We start from the raw sequence: 17,548 nt of genomic DNA on the forward strand, positions 1-17,548 counted from the left end.
CTATCCATCATTACTATTCAGTATAGAAAGGTTTTAGGTGTGATAAACCCATTTTCATGTAAGGGATGTGAGTGCAAAATCATGGATGTTTTTAGGAGAGGACAAGAGCATCTGGCCATGCATAGTGGCGGTCAGGGCCTTTTTCTGACACATGCGTGGTTTTAAACAAAAGAAGAAAGCCAGTAGCGTTCATGTCGTATTTTGTGTAACATCGATTTCTATGTCGAAAAATTAAAAATGATTGAACCAAAGCAACTCCCACTTCTTATATACCATTGAAAGACTCATTCAGTTTTTCAACTTCTTCCACTATTTTCTTCACATCAATCCGTTCAAATAACGGTGATACATTCAAAATACGAATTGGATTTTCACTTGTATAGTTCCATCCATTCTTTGAAACTCCTAACATTTGCTGTACTTGTTCGGACGAAAACGGAAGGAATGGCGCTAATACTTGCGCAAAATTCATGATGAGGTGAATACAGTTTCTTATCGTGTCATCGCACGCCGTCTTGTTTTCTTTTATTTGTTTCCACGGCTGCCTTTCATCAAAATATTTATTAGCATAGCGAATTTGCTCAAAGATTGTCTCCAGCGCTTGTTTAAAATGCGCTTTTTCAATGAATTCTCCTACTTCAACATATAATCCTTTTAGCTTTTCTTCAATTTCTTCATTTATTTGACCAGTTGGTACAGTGTTTTCATAATATTTTTCAAGAAACTTCAGCGTCCTGTTCACAAAATTTCCGTACGCTCCTAACAATTCACTATTATGGCTATAAATGAACTCCCGCCATGAAAAATCTGTATCTCGATTTTCTGGTGCATTTACAGTTAAAAAGTAACGAACCGAATCAGGATGATATTCTTTCAATATGTCTGGAACCCAGACAGCCCAGTTTTTACTCGTCGATAACTTTCTTTTTTCAACCGTTAAATATTCATTCGAAACAATATATTTAGGCAATGCTTCCACTTGTATCCCCTGCAAAATAGCCGGCCAAATGATTGTATGAAAGGGAATATTATCTTTGCCGTGCACATAATACGTTCGGGTATCCTCTCGCCAAAATGGTGAATCATCACTGTTTGTTTCTTGCGCCCATTGCTTACTTGCTGAATAATACCCAGACACAGCCTCTATCCACACGTACACCTTCTTATCTTCGTATCCAAAAACCGGAACACTCACGCCAATTGGTAAATCTCTTGAAACAGCACGGTCTTGTAAACCTTCTTGTAAATAACGCAGTGTTAACTGCACTGCATTCTCACGCCATGTTCCATTTTGTTTCACCGTTTCTACATACTCTTCTAACTGTTTCTGTAATGAAGTTAATGCAAAATAAAAATGCTCTGTTTCCTTAATTGTCGGTGCAGTGCCGCACAGTTTACATGTTTTCTCCAGTAAATCTAGCGGATCTAAAATAGCAGAACATGCATCGCACTGATCACCACGCGCACCTGCACCGCAATGCGGACAAATGCCTTCCACATACCGATCCGGTAAAAACTGCACACAAGTCTCGCAGTATGTTTGCTCTACTGTCTTTTTATAAATAAGCACCTTTTCTAAAAGCTCTAAGAAAATGTTCTGAACGACTTGATGGTGAGTTGCAGAGTCAGTGCGAGCATAATAATCATATGAAAACCCAAGCGCCTGAAAACATCGTTCAAATTCTTCGTGATAGCGATCCGCAATCGTTTTAACACTTCCCTCTTCCTGCTTAGCGCGAATCGTAATCGGTGTACCGTTACAATCACTTCCTGATACATATAACACATTGTCCCCTTTTAACCGATAATAACGTGCTAAAATATCCCCTGGCAGTAAACTAGCGATATGCCCAAGATGCAACGATCCATTTGCATATGGCCAAGCGCCTCCAATAAAAATATTCATCCTACATTCCTCCTTTAAAAATAGAAAAGCCCCGCCCTTATCTTCTAAAAAGATAAGGACGAGGCTGTATATACAGTCGTGGTACCACCTTATTTCATCAATTGCTCACACAATTGACCTCTGCAAGTACGGAGCAATCATTGCTCGTATACTGTGACTTTGATAACGAGAGTCAAGGCTCGTCGCCGCCTACTATTATCAAATGATAAGTTCAGGACGAAGCTCAGAGGCCATTGTTCAAATGATCATTCTTGCTTCTTTTCAGCTCCCGAAGCTCTCTGGAAAGAATGGAGTCATTCTACTTTTCCTCTTCAATGCTTTTCATATGTAACTTAAATTGTATAGATACTATACAGAAAAATCAAACTTTTTTGTAGATAACTAGAAGGATTTTATATTTTCGCAAAGAAACTATATACCTTCACGGAAAGGAGAGATTGTTTTGAATCAAGAGCAATTAAGCACAACGAATAAAACCGGCTGGAGTAAATCAGCTTATGAAGCTTGGACAAATCGCCACGGAACGCCGCAGTCTTACGGCAAGCGAATACAAGAAAATCCAGCTGCCGAGGTCACTCATTATTTACCTTATATCGGCGAAGTGCGCGGAAAACGAATTATAAATCTAATGGGATCAAAAGGAAGTAAAGCAGTTGCTCTTTCACTGCTCGGAGCAGATGTAACCGTTGTTGATATTTCAGAAAGCAACGCAAAATATGCAAGGGAACTTGCCGCATCCGCTGAAACACATATTGAATACATCGTGTCCGATGTGCTCCATATACAAGAAACAATCGGCTCATTTGACGTAGTATTACTTGAGCTTGGCGTGCTTCACTATTTTGTAGATTTAAAGCCGTTATTTACTATCATTTCTCAATTACTAAAACACGGGGGCACATTTATTTTACGAGACTATCACCCTATGTATACAAAACTGCTGCAAATAGAAGATGACAAAATAATTGCAAGCGGGAATTACTTTCAAAAAGATATAATCGAGGTAGATGTAGCCTACAGTATACTCTTATCAGAAGCAGAGCGTATCGCTTTACCCAAAAACATGATCCGCAGATGGACATTAGGAGAAATCGTAACAAGCATTTCCCAGGCAGGCCTTCATATTGAGGAGCTCACAGAAGAATGTGGCGCAAAGCAAAAATGGGTCTTTCCTCCTCATGCCCCGAAAGGAATGGAAGACTGTATCCCTGGACTCTATACACTCATCGCCAAAAATATATAGAAAAGCTCTCTTCAAAATGAAGAGAGCTTTTCTTCTGTGTATAGTAAGTATAAGTTGAGATAAGAGATTACCAAAATATTGTTAGATAGGACAATTTGTTTTTTGGGACTACACAACCCAAAAAGGTATAACAACACACACACCAATAATAATGATAATCATTATCAGTCAATTAGGATTATACAGCATCTATTTTAGAAATACAATACATTTTTCCATATTTATAAACCTCCAAAACTCCTATATATAAATGTATACATTTTCTGAACAAAAGCCCCTCTCTATGTCTCTCTTTTATACTGTTTGTTATAATTTTTACATACATGCTTTGTCTCATGACAATACCATCCCAGCAATTTGAGATAAAGTGTTTTTCTTTTTATAAATATACATAAATTCTAATAAAAAGATGAATAGTGGGATTATAAATGAAGTACGTTAGCATACGCAAACAACGCATTGCTGAATCTGCTTCTACTGTTGCAGAACTTGCTGTGACCACTTCGGAACAAGCTGATGTTGGTAGTCACGTAATCGAACAATCTATTACACAAATGGGTGCGATCCACAAAGCTGTTCATGCAACATCGGAAGTTGTTGAGCGCCTGATTTCTCATACAAAATCAATTGATTACGCTGTCCAAGCAATCTCTAATATTGCAGAACAATCAAAAACAGCTGCAACAGATATTAATCAGTTGCTTCATCATATTCAAAATGATACGAGCGCTGCAAACACAATGATGCTGCAAGTTCAAATAGAAGCTGCTGAAGAAATGGCTACGAGTGTAGAAGAAATGAATACCTCTCTCGGTAATATCGCTTCTATCTCTCATGAAGTAGCAACAGAAACTACCCAAACCGCAAGCTCTGCTGGTAAGCAAGTAAACGTAATAAACGACATGTCTATTATGTCTGAACAAATGAAACACGTTGTAGAAGAACTTGAGTCACTCGTTTTTCGTTTTAGAACCGAGGCTTAAACAAGATTGTATAAAAGCGACTTATATACAGAGGATACATATAAATTCTTATAAATAAATAATAAAATATTTTCTCACTTTCTACACTATAGTCTGCTATAATTTCTATAGGAACAAAAAGTGCTTTATTTCGATGTCACTCGGAATAAAGCACTTTTTAATCATAATATCAATTAATCTTCATAAATTAATTATCAAAAGGAGGATTTATCATTATGAAATACGTGAGCATTCGTAAAAAAATGATGTTTATGATGGGAACAATTTGTGCTTTATTTGGCATCGCATTAGCTTTTATTTTTTTCTTTGCCAAAAGTGAAAACAATGTAGCAATAACATTACAAAAAGATGTTGCACCAAAAACAACGCTTTTAATGGAACGTAATAAAGCATATCAAGTGCAACTTTCGGCTTTTCGAGGTTATCTATTAAAACATGATTCTGCCGAATTAGATAAGTTTTATGAGATGGATAAACAATTAGAAGATACAAAAGGACAACTATTAAACGACCCAAATATTTCGCAGGATCTCAAAAACACAATGGAGTCAGGAGCACAATGGCGCCATTTTATTATTGAAAAGGTAATTCCTCTTACTAAAGAAGACAAATGGGACGAGGCAATAAAAATTACCGCTGAACAAAATGGAACTATTTTTAAAGTAATAGGGGATTTCGACAAATATAGCAATGACGAAAATAAGAAGTGTGATCAACTTATCGAGCAAGTAAAAAATTCATCCTCACTCGTTAAATCTATTGTTCTTATCTCTCTTATCCTTTGTACAATTATTGGCATTATGGTAGCCTGGTGGTTCTCTAGTAAACTTGTGAAACCAATTCATGAAATTGATACAAAGCTCAAAGAACTCGCTTCTCAAGATGGGGATTTAACAGCACGTTTATCTGTAAAAAGCAATGACGAAATTGGTGCCATTGCCGCTTCCTTTAATCAAATGTTAGAAAACCTCCAATATATCATTGGACAAGTACAAAAAACATCGTTAAATGTACGAAGTGCTTCTGACAACATACTAAAAGAAACAAAGATTTCCATGGACGCAACAACTGATATCCAAATGACAATGTCTGAATTAGAAAATAATATTCAATCGCAAGTTTCTAGTATCGAAGAAAGTTCTACCGCAATGGATGACATGGCAATTGGTGTACAACGTATTGCCCAGTCTGCTTCTTCTATTGCTGAGCTAACTGTAACTACCTCTGATCACGCAAACGAAGGTAGTCGAGTAATCGAACAATCAATTACACAGATGACAACCATTCATGACGCAGTAAATGCTACATCTCAAGTTGTCGAACGTCTAATTACTCATACAGAGCATATCGATACAGCTGTTCAATCTATCTCTAATATTGCAGAACAAACAAATCTCCTTGCATTAAATGCTTCCATTGAAGCGGCACGTGCCGGGGAACAAGGAAAAGGATTTGCCGTTGTTGCAGATGAAGTACGGAAACTTGCAGAGCAATCGAAGGCTGCTGCAACAGGTATTAACCAGTTGCTTCACCATATTCAGGCTGATACGAAAACTGCAAATACAATGATGGAACAAGGTCAAGTAGAAGCTTCTCAAGGAATTACAGTCATTCGCGAAGCTGGTTCTTCCTTCGCAACCATTGTCGAACAAATCAATGAAGTATCTTCACAAATGCAAGAAGTTTCAGCGACTGCCGAAGAGATGGCTGCAAGTGCGGAAGAAATGAATGCTTCTCTTAATAATATTGCTTCTATCTCGGGTGAAGTAGCAGCAGAAACAACACAAACTGCAAACTCTGCTGGAGAGCAAGTACACATCATGAAAGACATGTCTGTTAAATCTGAGGAAATGAAACATGTTGTAGAGGAACTCGACACACTCGTTTCTCGTTTTAAAACTGAGTCTTAAACAGGTTTATCAGAATCGAAAATCAAATGTTTGAACTTCACACGATTACGAAGGTATTGAAACAATCTCATAATCGTAAGATAGGTTATGTGTGATAAGATGAAATGCCACTTTCAATAACTTATTCACACATGCAACGGATGCAACTTTATGACACTTGTTATAAGGTTGCATTTTTATTTATCGTAGTACTCCACGAAATGATTATTCCTAACGCGGTTTTGGTGAATCATATCTCGCATCATAAAATACAACATTTGTCGTAAATGTCTATTGCCACACTTAGTAATTTTATTCTTGTAAAACAATATGCTAAATTGAAAACATCTTATATTGAAGAGTGATTTCCACGTTTTAAAGATGATCTCTATTTGCCAACGCAAAGTGTATACTTGATGTATCTGGTACTAAGAATAAAGCTATACTTTATACAAATATCGCAGATGTAATTTTGAATATCACGTTTCTTCACACTATATATACCTTTAAACAATAATAAATTGTTCAATGCATATGGCAGGAAAGGCCCCAACCCCTTCCATGCACAACTAGATGCTCTCCCCTCCTCTAAAAAAAAGGGGTTTTTATGTCGTTTTTTAACTTGGATATATATATAAGAATGTAAAAAACTCATATCGTTATTAAAACATTATCTTTTTGGTATGTAAATCCCAAATTCTTATTATAAGTATATAAAAATTTCCGTATTAATATTTTACAAACAAAAAATAATTATATTAAAAAAATAATAAACCTTTTCTTTTCATAAACTCTAATCATTTTAACCTAATATTCCCACAAGAAATAGCAAAAAAAATGATTACAATATAATAAAATAGTACCCTACATGCCATTCATCTATATTTTCGTATGCAAAATTGCATACGAAACAAAGAAAATTTACAGTAAAATAAGAATACCTTCAAACAATTTACTATAAACTAACTTTCGATATTAATATATGAAAATAAGGATTATATTTTTTATAAATAATATTTTCTCCTTACTTTCCATACTACACTTTGCTATAATTTTCAATATTAGGTAATAATACCAAATCATTAATATTAATTAACCATAATAAATTAATATTAAAAGGAGGATTTTATACTTATGAAATACGTAAGCATTCGTAAAAAAATGATGTTCATGATCGGTACAATTTGTGCTTTATTTGGCATCGCATTAGCTTTTATTTTTTTCTTTGCCAAACTCGAAAATAACATAGCTGTAACATTACAAAAAGATGTTGCACCAAAAACAAACCTTTTAATAGAACGCAACGAGGCATATCAAATACAACTTTCAGCTTTGCGAGGTTATCTATTACAACGTGATCCTGCCGAATTAGATAAGTTTTACGAGCTAGATAAACAATTAGAAGATACAAAAGGACAACTATTAAACGACCCCAATATTTCACAAGATATCAAAAATACAATCGAGTTAGGAGGACAGTGGCGTCAGTTTATTAATGAAAAGATAATTCCTCTTACTAAAGAAGGAAAATGGGACGAGGCAATACAACTTACCGCTGAACAAAACAAAACTGTTTATAAAGTAAGCCGTGATTTCACCAAATATAGCAATGACGAAAATACGAAGTGTGATCAGCTTATCAAACAAGTAAAAGACTCATCCTCACTCGTTAAATCTATTGTCCTTATTTCTCTTATCCTTTGTACAATTATTGGTATTATCTTAGCCTGGTGGTTCTCTGGCAAACTCGTGAAACCAATTCAGAAAATTGATACAAGGCTAAAAGAACTTGCTTCTCAAGACGGTGATTTAACAGCAAGATTAGATGTAAAAAGTAATGACGAAATCGGTGCTATTGCCGCTTCCTTTAATCAAATGTTAGAAAACCTCCAATATATCATTGGACAAGTACAGAGAACATCGTTAAATGTACGCAATGCTTCTGACAACATACTAAAAGAAACAAATATCTCTATGGCTGCAACAACGAGTATTCAAACAACAATGTCCGGATTAAAACATAATATTCAATCACAAGTTTCCAGTATCGAAGAAAGTTCTACTGCAATGGACGATATGGCAGTTAGTGTGCAGCGTATTGCCCAATCTGCTTCCGCCGTTGCTGAACTAACTGTAACGACTTCTGATCGTGCAACTGAAGGTAGTCAAGTAATCGAAAAGTCAATTACACAGATGACCACCATTCATGACGCAGTAAATGCTACATCTCAAGTTGTCGAACGTCTAATCACTCATACGAAGCATATTGATACAGCTGTCCAGTCCATCTCAAATATTGCGGAGCAAACAAATCTTCTTGCATTAAACGCTTCTATTGAAGCAGCGCGAGCTGGAGAACAAGGAAAAGGATTCGCCGTTGTTGCAGATGAAGTGAGAAAGCTTGCAGAACAATCGAAAACTACTGCAACGGGTATTAACCAGTTGCTTCATCACATTCAAGATGATACGAAAACTGCAAATTCAATGATGGAACAAGGACAAGTAGAAGCTGCCCAAGGAATTACAGTCATTCGTGAAGCTGGTTCTTCTTTTGCAACCATTGTCGAACAAATTAATGCAGTATCTTCACAAATGCAAGAAGTCTCAGCGACTGCGGAAGAGATGGCTGCAAGTGCAGAAGAAATGAATGCTTCTCTTAATAACATTGCTTCGATCTCGGGTGAAGTAGCGGCAGAAACAACACAAACTGCAAACTCTGCTGGAGAGCAAGTACACATCATGAAAGACATGTCTGTTAAATCCGAGGAAATGAAACATGTTGTGGAAGAACTTGATACACTCGTTTCTCGTTTTAAAACAGAGTCTTAAACAAAGGTTTATATATAAATACAATATGAAAATAAAAATAGGTCGTATTTATTAAAACTCCAAAAACGAACTGCCCCTAAAATTATTGGGGGCAGTTTTTTATATTCTCAAAACCCTTGGTACCTCTAGGCTGAAGATTATACAATTCCTTCGTAATAAATCAACGAAAAAATTTTTCCTTACTTTCCATACTACAGTCTGCTATAATTCCTAATATCAGGTCATAATATCAAATCATAACATTAATTAATCTGTATAAATTAATTAATAAAAGGAGGGTTTTATACTTATGAAATACGTAAGCATTCGTAAAAAAATGATGTTTATGGTAGGTACAATTTGCGCTTTATTTGGCATCGCATTAGCCTTTATTTTTTTCTTTGCCAAACTCGAAAATAATATATCCGTAACATTACAAAAAGATGTTGCACCAAGAGCAACACTTTTACTAGAACGCGGTGATGCATATCAAATACAACTTTTAGCCTTTCAAGATTATCTATTACAGCATGACCCTGCCGAACTAGATGAATTTTATGCAATGGACAAACAATTAGAAGATACAAAAGGAGAACTACTAAACGATCCGAAGACTCCCCAAAATATAAAAAAAACAATGGAGTTAGGAGCACAGTGGCGTCAGTTTATTAATGAAAAAGTGATTCCTCTTACTAAAGAAGGAAGGTGGGACGAGGCACTAAAAGTTGCCGCTGAACAAAATAAAACTGTCCATACAGTAGTCCATGATTTCACCAAATATAGCAATGATGAAAATGCGAGGTGCGATCAACTCGTCCAACAAATAAAAGATTCATCCTCACTCGTTAAATCTATTATCTTTATTTCTCTTATCCTTTGTACAATTATTTCCATTATCGTAGCTTGGTGGTTCTCTAGTAAACTCGTGAAACCAATTCATGAAATTGATACAAAGCTCAAAGAACTCGCTTCTCAAGATGGTGATTTAACAGCACGACTAGATGTAAAAAGTAATGACGAAATTGGTGCTATTGCCGCTTCCTTTAATCAAATGCTAGAAAATCTACAATATATTATTGGACAAGTACAAAAAACATCTTTAAATGTACGCACTGCTTCTGAAAACATATTAAAAGAAACGAATATTTCTATGGATGCAACAACGAGTATCCAAACAACAATGTCCGAATTAGAACATAGCATTCAATCGCAAGTTTCTAGCATTGAAGAAAGTTCTACTGCAATGGATGATATGTCAGTTAGTGTACAGCGTATTGCCCAGTCTGCTTCCGACGTTGCTGAACTGACTGTAACGACTTCTGACCGTGCAAGTGAGGGGAGTCAAGTAATCGAAAAATCAATTACACAGATGACAACCATTCATGATGCAGTAAATGCTATATCTCAAGTTGTCGAACGTCTAATCACTCATACAGAGCATATCGATACAGCTGTCCAATCTATCTCTAATATTGCAGAACAAACGAATCTTCTTGCATTAAATGCTTCCATTGAAGCAGCGCGAGCTGGAGAGCAAGGAAAAGGATTTGCCGTTGTTGCAGATGAAGTGCGAAAGCTTGCAGAACAATCAAAAGCTGCTGCAACAGGTATTAACCAGTTGCTTCATCATATTCAAGATGATACGAAAACTGCAAATTCGATGATGGAACAAGGTCAAGTAGAAGCTACTCAAGGCATTACAGTCATTCGCGAAGCTGGTTCTTCTTTCGCAACCATTGTCGAACAAATTAATGCTGTATCTTCACAAATGCAAGAAGTTTCAGCGACTGCAGAAGAGATGGCTGCAAGTGCAGAAGAAATGAACGCTTCTCTTAATAATATTGCTTCGATCTCGGGTGAAGCAGCAGCAGAAACAACACAAACTGCAAACTCTGCAGGAGAGCAAGTAAGCATCATAAAAGACATGTCTGTGACATCTGAGCAGATGAAACACGTTGTAGAAGAACTTGACACACTTGTTTCTCGTTTTAAAACAGAGTAGTAACAAAAGCATTCCTTGTTATGGGGAATGCTTTTTTCCTATATGAAAATACTGTGAGCCAAATCACTGCATCTTTACTACAAATCCGCTATAATGAGAATAAATATCATTCATTAATAGAGGTGCTACTATGTCTCAAACTTTAGAAGATAAAGTATATGCCAACTTGGAAGCTGTTATTGATCCTGAACTTGGTGTCGATATTATAAATCTTGGGTTAGTATATGACGTTACAACTGACGAACAACAGAATGCTGTTATTACAATGACAATGACTTCAATTGGTTGTCCAATGGCTGGACAAATCGTATCTGATGTCAAAAAAGTATTAGCAACAAATGTTCCCGAATTAAATGAAATTGAAGTAAATGTTGTTTGGAACCCACCATGGACAAAAGATCGCATGTCCCGGCTTGCTAAAATCGCATTAGGTATTCGTGATTAAACGAGAAAAAAGACCTGATATGAGTCAGGTCTTTTCGTTTCTTATTTTACTCCTATTGCATCATATGCTTTCTTTACAGCTTGTACTTCTTTAGAATTTTGACCATATAAATCTGTAGCTGCTTGAATTGCAGCTTGGCGCATCATCTTAAAGTTTGAGTTTGCAGTTAAATATTTTGAAAGAGCGCGGTAATAAATCTTTTCTGTTGCTTCGCGGCCAACACCATTTACAGTAACGTCGTAATGCTTGCCACCTTCAGAAATTAAATATGCCGCTTTGTTGTTAATGCTGCTGTTAATATGAACTCCGCCATTATCAATTGATCCTTTGTAGCGCTTGCTATAATGATCCGGGTAGCCTTCACTTGGCTTTAATGGATTTGGAAGAGAAGCTGGATTACTTAAAGAACGCAATGCATCACCTTGTTTACCTGGCGTATAAATATCTTCTCCCATCTCCCAATCATCACGGTCTACCATTGCACCCATAATATCAGATAACGATTCATTTAATGCACCAGATTCATTTTTATACTCTAGATTTGCAGTGTACTCTGTTACTGCGTGAGTGAGCTCATGTGCAATAACATCAAGTCCTGCTGATAATGGAATGAATACTTCCCCATCACCGTCTCCGTACATCATTTGAACACCGTTCCACGCTGCGTTATTCCACCCTTCTCCTACATGAACAGTAGAAATCAGCTTCGCTCCCTCGTTATCAAATGAATTACGGTTGAATGTTTTCTTGTAATAATCGTATACTTTCTCAGCATTAGCGTGCGCATCAACAGCTGCTTTATCCTCGAAGAATTTATTTTTACTTTCTATTTCTTCACCAGTATATCCAAGCCATTGTGAGAATAAGTTGAACCAATTTTCATCCATATTTTTTGCATCAAATGTATGAACACCTTTTCCACGTTTTCCATCGAATAAATGAAAAGCCCCAGTTTTTGAGTCCTGTGCAATTTCAAAACTTGTTCGATTCCCTAACACACCATATCCAAACCCTGTGATATGATCAATCGCATTATATTTCTCAATTACATTTCCGTTTGTTGCATCAATAAAGTAATGCCAGTATCCTGGTGCTGGTTTTGAAACTGATGCTTTTACAAGATATGAAAGATAATAATTTCCATCTTTTTCATATACATATAAGTCTTTTTTAATGCCATCATAGTTATCTACTTTGCCAATTTCTTTCTCAATATCAGCCTTCGCAGCATTTACAGCCTCATCTTCTGAAATGCTCGCATTCGTTGGAATATTTTTATCTTCTAAATTCGGGATAACTTGCCCGAAAAACGCTTTTACATTATTATCTTTATCCAGTGCTACTGTTTGATCAGATCCATAAACAGGAACACCATTATGTTTTTCAATAAGCTTCACATGTGTCGTTTCTGCCTGTGCATCTTTTTCTTCACCAACGACTTCAAAATGTTTCTCAATATTTCCTGCTAATTTAAACATGTCTTTTTTACTCTTTAAATACTCAAACACCGTTTCTTTTTTATCTAATCCTTCCGGTGCTTTCCACTCTTCCCCAATAAAAGATGGTGTCTGAAACTCTTGGTTGTATTGAATCTTTTGTTCATCTGCATATGTACGTGACGTACCTAATGTCGCAAATGCTCCTAAAGCCATAGACAAAGCTACCGTTGAAGATAAAACCTTCTTTTTCAAAACCAACACTCCCCATCCCTATATTTTTGACACTTTTATACAATTCTAGGGGGATTAGTAATAACCTTCATTTAATTTTTTAGAAAATTTCGACAAAATATTCAAAAAAGTAGCGTCCTCTTTAGACGCTACCATTGGCATACACTTATTGTTTCTTCATCTCAATTACTAAATAATGAGCTGTTTCCGCTGCTTGAATGCGAATATCTTCTTCAATTACTTCTGCAGCATCTCTCATTACTAACGTTTCACCATTCACAACGCCGCTTCCCTCAATTTGAACTAAATAAGCTTGACGCCCTTCACCAACTGAAAATGTAATCTCTTTTCCTTTTTCTAAAGCAAGCGAGTACAAGTTTGCATCTTGATGAATTTCAATGGGTGCACCTCCATCAATTGGCGAAACCATGTGGAACCATGTATTCTCACGTTTACTCCAATCAAATTTAAATTCACCGTAATTTGGTGTATGACCAGCACGGTCTGGTAAAATCCAAATTTGCAGAAGACGCAATGTTTCATCGCCTAAGTTATGCTCACTATGGAAGACGCCTGTTCCCGCACTCATATATTGCACATGTCCACGCTCAATTGTTCCGCGGTTCCCCATACTATCTTGGTGTGTTAATGCTCCGTCCACTACGTAAGAAATAATCTCCATATCACGGTGCGGATGCATCTCAAATCCTGTTTGTGCTGCTACCAAATCATCATTAATAACACGAAGTGCACCGAATCTCATATTATTTGGATTATAATAATCTGCGAATGAAAAATGAAAATGCGTATTTAACCAACCATGATTTGCTCTTCCCATTTGTTTATGATTGACTTTTTTAAACATACTTCCCACCCCATATTATCTCGAATTCGAGATATTTATTTAAAATTTTTTCGAACTGTACTTAAAAAATTGTGCTGCTTATAAGCGGAACTACTACTGTATGCTCCTCTGACTGATTCATACTAATTCATTAAATTGTGTTGCTTAGCTTTACAACTTAAGTTTAGAACTTAACTTAATAATTGTCAATTACTTTATTTTAGTAAGTTAAAAACTAAAACATAGTACGAACTATGTTTTAGTTCACATACCTTCTTCTATATTCTCTCAGCTTTCTCTTCGCAAACACCCTTGCATCTTTTTCAATCCACCGCTTTTCATACATTTCATCTCCAACATACAATAACTTACGTTCATGCTGCATGTCGTGCCGAAACTCATGCAATAATGTTTCTAGAACACTCTCATACTTCTCCCACATACAAATAAAAATAAGCCTCTTTTCTTTATGGTAAAATCCGCTCAAAGGAAATAAAAATTCTTCTTCCTCTTCTCCTAATCGTATTAACACATCATTCGTTTCACACGTATCACAAAAAATAACAGGTACCTCGCGTCGTTCAATTAATGAGAAAACATCCCTCTTTACTTGATTTACATCCCATGGAAAATCATCATCGAGTACGTACCAGTTCCCAGCTTGTTGATATATCCTTTCAAATGGGAGCTGCATTTTCATTCTCCTTTCCCTTTACTCTCTGTTATTTATATGTCACATTGGCGCTTATTTTAAACATACATGTGTGTCACAAAATATTTAAAATTATATATGCAAAAAGGGTTGATTTCATACCCGTTATTAGATTATAATAATTATAAATTAACAAACAGTATAAAATAATAATTCAAAGGGGATTGATCATATGAACACACAAGTAATTGAAGCATTAAACAAACAAGTAGCAAACTGGAACGTTTTATTCACAAAATTACACAATTTCCATTGGTACGTTACAGGACCTCAATTCTTTACACTTCATGAGAAATTCGAACAATTTTATACAGAAGCAGCTACGAACATCGATGAAATTGCAGAGCGCATTTTAGCAGTTGGCGGCAAACCAGTAGCAACAATGAAAGAATATTTAACATTATCTTCTATTCAAGAAGCAGCTTACGGAGAAACTGCAGAAGGAATGGTCGAAGCAATTATGAAAGACTACGAAATGATGCTAGGCGAACTGAAAAAAGGCATGGAAATCGCACAAGATACAGACGACGAAATGACATCTGACCTACTACTTGGCATCTACACAGAACTTGAAAAACACTCATGGATGTTACGTGCATTCTTAAATCAATAAGAAAAGCGGAAGTGGCTCGCTCAGAATGTGGGGGGGATGGAGCTTCTGACGTAGAGGTGCTTTTTACCTCGCAGGAAGAAGCGAAGCCACCGAACATTCTAGCCGCTGGAGCTGGACAATAAGAAAAGCGGAAGCAGCGCCGATATATCGGCGCTTTTTCTAATATATCGGCGAAAGTTCAACATTTATCGGCGACTTTTATGATATATCGGCGCTTCGACACAATATAAAGACCATTAGACAACATCCGACAAGCTAACACATAAAAAAAACCGAGTGGGACACCCCCACTCGGTTTTGATCATGTTAACTGTTTCCACTTATTCCCCATAACTGGTCGTTTATAATTCTTCATCTGCACAAATAATTCATCAGCTGTTTGTGCAGCAACAAGCAATTCTTTATTTGATGGATTCATAAACCCTTCTTCTGCTGCACGTTCCACCATTTGTAATAATGGCGTGTAGAATTCTGCAATGTTCAGCAATCCAACAGGTTTTTCATGAATCCCGATTTGTGACCAACATACAACTTCGAACAGCTCTTCAAATGTTCCATATCCACCTGGCAATGCAATAAATGCATCAGCAAGCTCACTCATTTTCGCTTTTCTTTCATGCATTGTTTCTACTTCAATTAGTTCTGTTAAACCGTGATGGACAATTTCTCCTCTAAATAATCCACGCGGCATGACGCCTGTTACACGGCCACCTAGCTCTAATACTTGATTTGCCACTTCTCCCATTAATCCGACGCAAGAACCGCCGTATACAAGCTCTATATTATTTTGAACTAGTATTTTTCCAAGCTGACGAGCTTCTGCTTGAAACTCTGGACGCTCCCCAACATTTGATCCTGCGAACACACAAATTCGTTTCATCCTGCCACCCCAAAGCTATATATTGTTATGCTACAATGTAATCATACTACATATTGAAAGGATGAGGGAAGAATGAACACGAATGAATTTCAAAGTTGGGTGGAACAATTTTATCATGAACGCGGCTGGTCCCAATATAATTCTTTTATTCGCGTTAATTTTTTAGCAGAAGAAGTTGGCGAAGTTTCTCGCGTTGTACGTGCCATCGAAATCGGCCGTAATCGCCCAGATGAAACGACGAAGAGCGAAGAAGAATTAACAATAGAATTAAAAGAAGAGCTTGGTGATGTACTAGGAAACCTTATTATTTTAGCGCAAAAATATAACCTAGATTTGCATGATATTATGGAAACACATGTGAAAAAACTTTCTAAACGATTCGAATAATAAATGAGAATTATTTTCAACTATGATATGATTATATTGTAATAATATGAAAGGGGTCTTTTTATGCTATCTCCAAAATTACGTGAAGCACTAAATGATCAAATGAACTTTGAATTTTACTCAGCCCATGTGTATATGGCAATGGCAGCATACTGTACATCAGAGAGCTATGATGGATTTGCGAACTTCTTTCTTGTACAAGCAGAAGAAGAGCGTTTCCATGCTATGAAGTTGTACAATTATATTAACGATCGCGGTGAGCGTGCAATCATTACTGGATTCGATCATCCAAATAACGAATACGAATCGATTTTATCTGCTTTTGAAATCGCTCTTGAGCACGAACGCGAGGTTACAAAACGCATTTATAACTTATCTGATATTGCATGGGATGAGCGCGAACATGCTACCATCACCTTCTTAAAATGGTTCGTTGATGAGCAAGTAGAAGAAGAGGCTTCCTTCGATAGCATCATTCAAAAATTAAAACGTATTACAAGTGATTCAAACGCATTGTTTATGTTAGATGCCGAATTAGAAAAACGTACGTTTACTCCGCCTGCTGAGTAAACAGAAAAAGCAATGAGCCTGCTGCCCATTGCTTTTCTTAATTTTATCCCGCTATTCGTGGGCAGTAAGATCCCCAACGATAATTGCTGATAACACACTTACTAATGTTGCACCGTATACAAGTTTTAATCCGAAAGAAGATACATTTTTAAAGGAAAAAATGTACAAAAAAAAGCATAAATCAACCACTTTCGTCAATTTATGCTTCTTACATTGTAAACTTGGAATAAAACAACAGGTATATCGCCCTGTAAGTTCGTAGATTATAGTCATTAAAATCGAATGCTTAATAATCATTTTTATGTTAACATAGGTGTATTATAGTATATAATATACGTTGGTAGACAAAGTCTTTTACTGGACAAGTCCATAAGCTAGAGGAAGCAACTAGCCTTTGAAAATTTACTATTTCAGATTCGGTGATTACTTATAGTTCATTCGAATGTTGCAACGGTTTGAAAAGACATATTCACGGCAATAGTAACTTTAAGAGCATCTTGCTCTGAATCTTTGTGTAAAGTTTTACAAATTTCCTCAAGTTGTTACGGACGAAGAAATCTTACCTGTAATGGGAAATCTTCTTTCATTCCCAAAAA

14 protein-coding genes, 2 pseudogenes and 1 other annotated feature are annotated in these 17,548 nt (G+C 36.3%); of the genes and pseudogenes, 9 read left to right on the top strand and 7 right to left on the bottom strand.

Annotation, left to right across the window (positions count from 1 at the left end):
- Positions 1-265: 265 nt before the first annotated feature.
- Positions 266-1,906, bottom strand: coding sequence for a methionine--tRNA ligase (gene metG / locus Q9306_RS19190; protein WP_306201355.1), 1,641 nt, complete (start codon positions 1,904-1,906; stop codon positions 266-268).
- A 51-nt stretch (positions 1,907-1,957) separates the two neighbouring features.
- Positions 1,958-2,230, bottom strand: a binding site (T-box leader).
- A gap of 118 nt (positions 2,231-2,348) precedes the next feature.
- On the opposite strand from metG, the gene Q9306_RS19195 reads away from it, so the two are divergent.
- The 3 genes and pseudogenes from Q9306_RS19195 to Q9306_RS19205 all read left to right on the top strand — a co-directional run bounded on the left by Q9306_RS19195 (position 2,349) and on the right by Q9306_RS19205 (position 6,042).
- Positions 2,349-3,149 (top strand): class I SAM-dependent methyltransferase, encoded by an 801-nt coding sequence (locus Q9306_RS19195; protein ID WP_306201357.1) that lies wholly within the window; start codon positions 2,349-2,351, stop codon positions 3,147-3,149.
- A gap of 428 nt (positions 3,150-3,577) precedes the next feature.
- Positions 3,578-4,132, top strand: a pseudogene (locus Q9306_RS19200) (methyl-accepting chemotaxis protein); the annotation flags it as partial.
- A gap of 215 nt (positions 4,133-4,347) precedes the next feature.
- On the top strand, positions 4,348-6,042 hold the full coding sequence (locus Q9306_RS19205; RefSeq protein WP_306201359.1) for a methyl-accepting chemotaxis protein: 1,695 nt from the start codon (positions 4,348-4,350) through the stop codon (positions 6,040-6,042).
- Between the two features lie 317 nt (positions 6,043-6,359).
- On the opposite strand, the pseudogene Q9306_RS19210 reads toward Q9306_RS19205, so the two are convergent.
- Positions 6,360-6,446: pseudogene (locus tag Q9306_RS19210) on the bottom strand (transposase); the annotation flags it as partial.
- 709 nt (positions 6,447-7,155) lie between these two features.
- Between Q9306_RS19210 and Q9306_RS19215 the strand changes: the two are divergent.
- From Q9306_RS19215 to Q9306_RS19225, 3 genes are all read left to right on the top strand, one after another.
- On the top strand, positions 7,156-8,850 hold the full coding sequence (locus Q9306_RS19215; RefSeq protein ID WP_306201361.1) for a methyl-accepting chemotaxis protein: 1,695 nt from the start codon (positions 7,156-7,158) through the stop codon (positions 8,848-8,850).
- A gap of 289 nt (positions 8,851-9,139) precedes the next feature.
- Positions 9,140-10,831: a methyl-accepting chemotaxis protein gene (locus tag Q9306_RS19220; RefSeq protein WP_306201363.1), complete on the top strand. Its 1,692-nt coding sequence runs from the start codon at positions 9,140-9,142 to the stop codon at positions 10,829-10,831.
- Positions 10,832-10,961: 130 nt separating this feature from the next.
- The gene (locus Q9306_RS19225) at positions 10,962-11,276 is read left to right on the top strand and encodes a metal-sulfur cluster assembly factor (RefSeq protein WP_098918816.1); all 315 of its coding nucleotides are present in this window, start codon (positions 10,962-10,964) and stop codon (positions 11,274-11,276) included.
- A 41-nt stretch (positions 11,277-11,317) separates the two neighbouring features.
- On the opposite strand, the gene Q9306_RS19230 is transcribed toward Q9306_RS19225, so the two are convergent.
- The 3 genes from Q9306_RS19230 to Q9306_RS19240 form a co-directional block, all read right to left on the bottom strand.
- Positions 11,318-12,967, bottom strand: coding sequence for a M4 family metallopeptidase (locus Q9306_RS19230; protein ID WP_306201366.1), 1,650 nt, complete (start codon positions 12,965-12,967; stop codon positions 11,318-11,320).
- Between the two features lie 145 nt (positions 12,968-13,112).
- Positions 13,113-13,811 (bottom strand): pirin family protein, encoded by a 699-nt coding sequence (locus Q9306_RS19235; protein WP_306201368.1) that lies wholly within the window; start codon positions 13,809-13,811, stop codon positions 13,113-13,115.
- Positions 13,812-14,049: 238 nt separating this feature from the next.
- Positions 14,050-14,484 (bottom strand): DUF3920 family protein, encoded by a 435-nt coding sequence (locus Q9306_RS19240; RefSeq protein WP_306201432.1) that lies wholly within the window; start codon positions 14,482-14,484, stop codon positions 14,050-14,052.
- A gap of 190 nt (positions 14,485-14,674) precedes the next feature.
- Here Q9306_RS19240 and Q9306_RS19245 point away from each other — a divergent pair, with 190 nt between their 5' ends.
- Positions 14,675-15,115, top strand: coding sequence for a Dps family protein (locus Q9306_RS19245; protein WP_306201370.1), 441 nt, complete (start codon positions 14,675-14,677; stop codon positions 15,113-15,115).
- A gap of 301 nt (positions 15,116-15,416) precedes the next feature.
- Here Q9306_RS19245 and Q9306_RS19250 read toward each other — a convergent pair whose 3' ends face one another.
- Positions 15,417-15,995, bottom strand: a complete 579-nt coding sequence (locus Q9306_RS19250) for an LOG family protein (protein ID WP_489670933.1) — start codon at positions 15,993-15,995, stop codon at positions 15,417-15,419.
- Positions 15,996-16,067: 72 nt separating this feature from the next.
- Between Q9306_RS19250 and Q9306_RS19255 the strand changes: the two genes are divergently transcribed.
- Together Q9306_RS19255 and Q9306_RS19260 are read left to right on the top strand one after the other, a co-directional pair.
- Positions 16,068-16,382: a MazG nucleotide pyrophosphohydrolase domain-containing protein gene (locus Q9306_RS19255; protein WP_306201372.1), complete on the top strand. Its 315-nt coding sequence runs from the start codon at positions 16,068-16,070 to the stop codon at positions 16,380-16,382.
- A 63-nt stretch (positions 16,383-16,445) separates the two neighbouring features.
- The gene (locus Q9306_RS19260; protein WP_020062878.1) at positions 16,446-16,952 is read left to right on the top strand and encodes a ferritin; all 507 of its coding nucleotides are present in this window, start codon (positions 16,446-16,448) and stop codon (positions 16,950-16,952) included.
- Between the two features lie 51 nt (positions 16,953-17,003).
- Here Q9306_RS19260 and Q9306_RS19265 read toward each other — a convergent pair whose 3' ends face one another.
- Positions 17,004-17,150, bottom strand: coding sequence for a hypothetical protein (locus Q9306_RS19265; protein ID WP_306201375.1), 147 nt, complete (start codon positions 17,148-17,150; stop codon positions 17,004-17,006).
- Positions 17,151-17,548: the final 398 nt, after the last annotated feature.

Origin of the sequence: Bacillus multifaciens, from assembly GCF_030756675.1 — a bacterium.
GTDB lineage: Bacteria > Bacillota > Bacilli > Bacillales > Bacillaceae_G > Bacillus_A > Bacillus_A multifaciens.

What these genes read in the sequence shown, in the direction of transcription:
- Q9306_RS19240 (WP_306201432.1), bottom strand. Translation starts at nt 14,484, where the DNA reads ATGCAGCTCCCATTTGAAAGGATATATCAACAAGCTGGGAACTGGTAC.
- Q9306_RS19220 (WP_306201363.1), top strand. Translation starts at nt 9,140, where the DNA reads ATGAAATACGTAAGCATTCGTAAAAAAATGATGTTTATGGTAGGTACA.
- Q9306_RS19245 (WP_306201370.1), top strand. Translation starts at nt 14,675, where the DNA reads ATGAACACACAAGTAATTGAAGCATTAAACAAACAAGTAGCAAACTGG.
- Q9306_RS19250 (WP_489670933.1), bottom strand. Translation starts at nt 15,995, where the DNA reads ATGAAACGAATTTGTGTGTTCGCAGGATCAAATGTTGGGGAGCGTCCA.
- Q9306_RS19225 (WP_098918816.1), top strand. Translation starts at nt 10,962, where the DNA reads ATGTCTCAAACTTTAGAAGATAAAGTATATGCCAACTTGGAAGCTGTT.
- Q9306_RS19255 (WP_306201372.1), top strand. Translation starts at nt 16,068, where the DNA reads ATGAACACGAATGAATTTCAAAGTTGGGTGGAACAATTTTATCATGAA.
- Q9306_RS19205 (WP_306201359.1), top strand. Translation starts at nt 4,348, where the DNA reads ATGAAATACGTGAGCATTCGTAAAAAAATGATGTTTATGATGGGAACA.
- Q9306_RS19215 (WP_306201361.1), top strand. Translation starts at nt 7,156, where the DNA reads ATGAAATACGTAAGCATTCGTAAAAAAATGATGTTCATGATCGGTACA.
- Q9306_RS19260 (WP_020062878.1), top strand. Translation starts at nt 16,446, where the DNA reads ATGCTATCTCCAAAATTACGTGAAGCACTAAATGATCAAATGAACTTT.
- metG (WP_306201355.1), bottom strand. Translation starts at nt 1,906, where the DNA reads ATGAATATTTTTATTGGAGGCGCTTGGCCATATGCAAATGGATCGTTG.
- Q9306_RS19235 (WP_306201368.1), bottom strand. Translation starts at nt 13,811, where the DNA reads ATGTTTAAAAAAGTCAATCATAAACAAATGGGAAGAGCAAATCATGGT.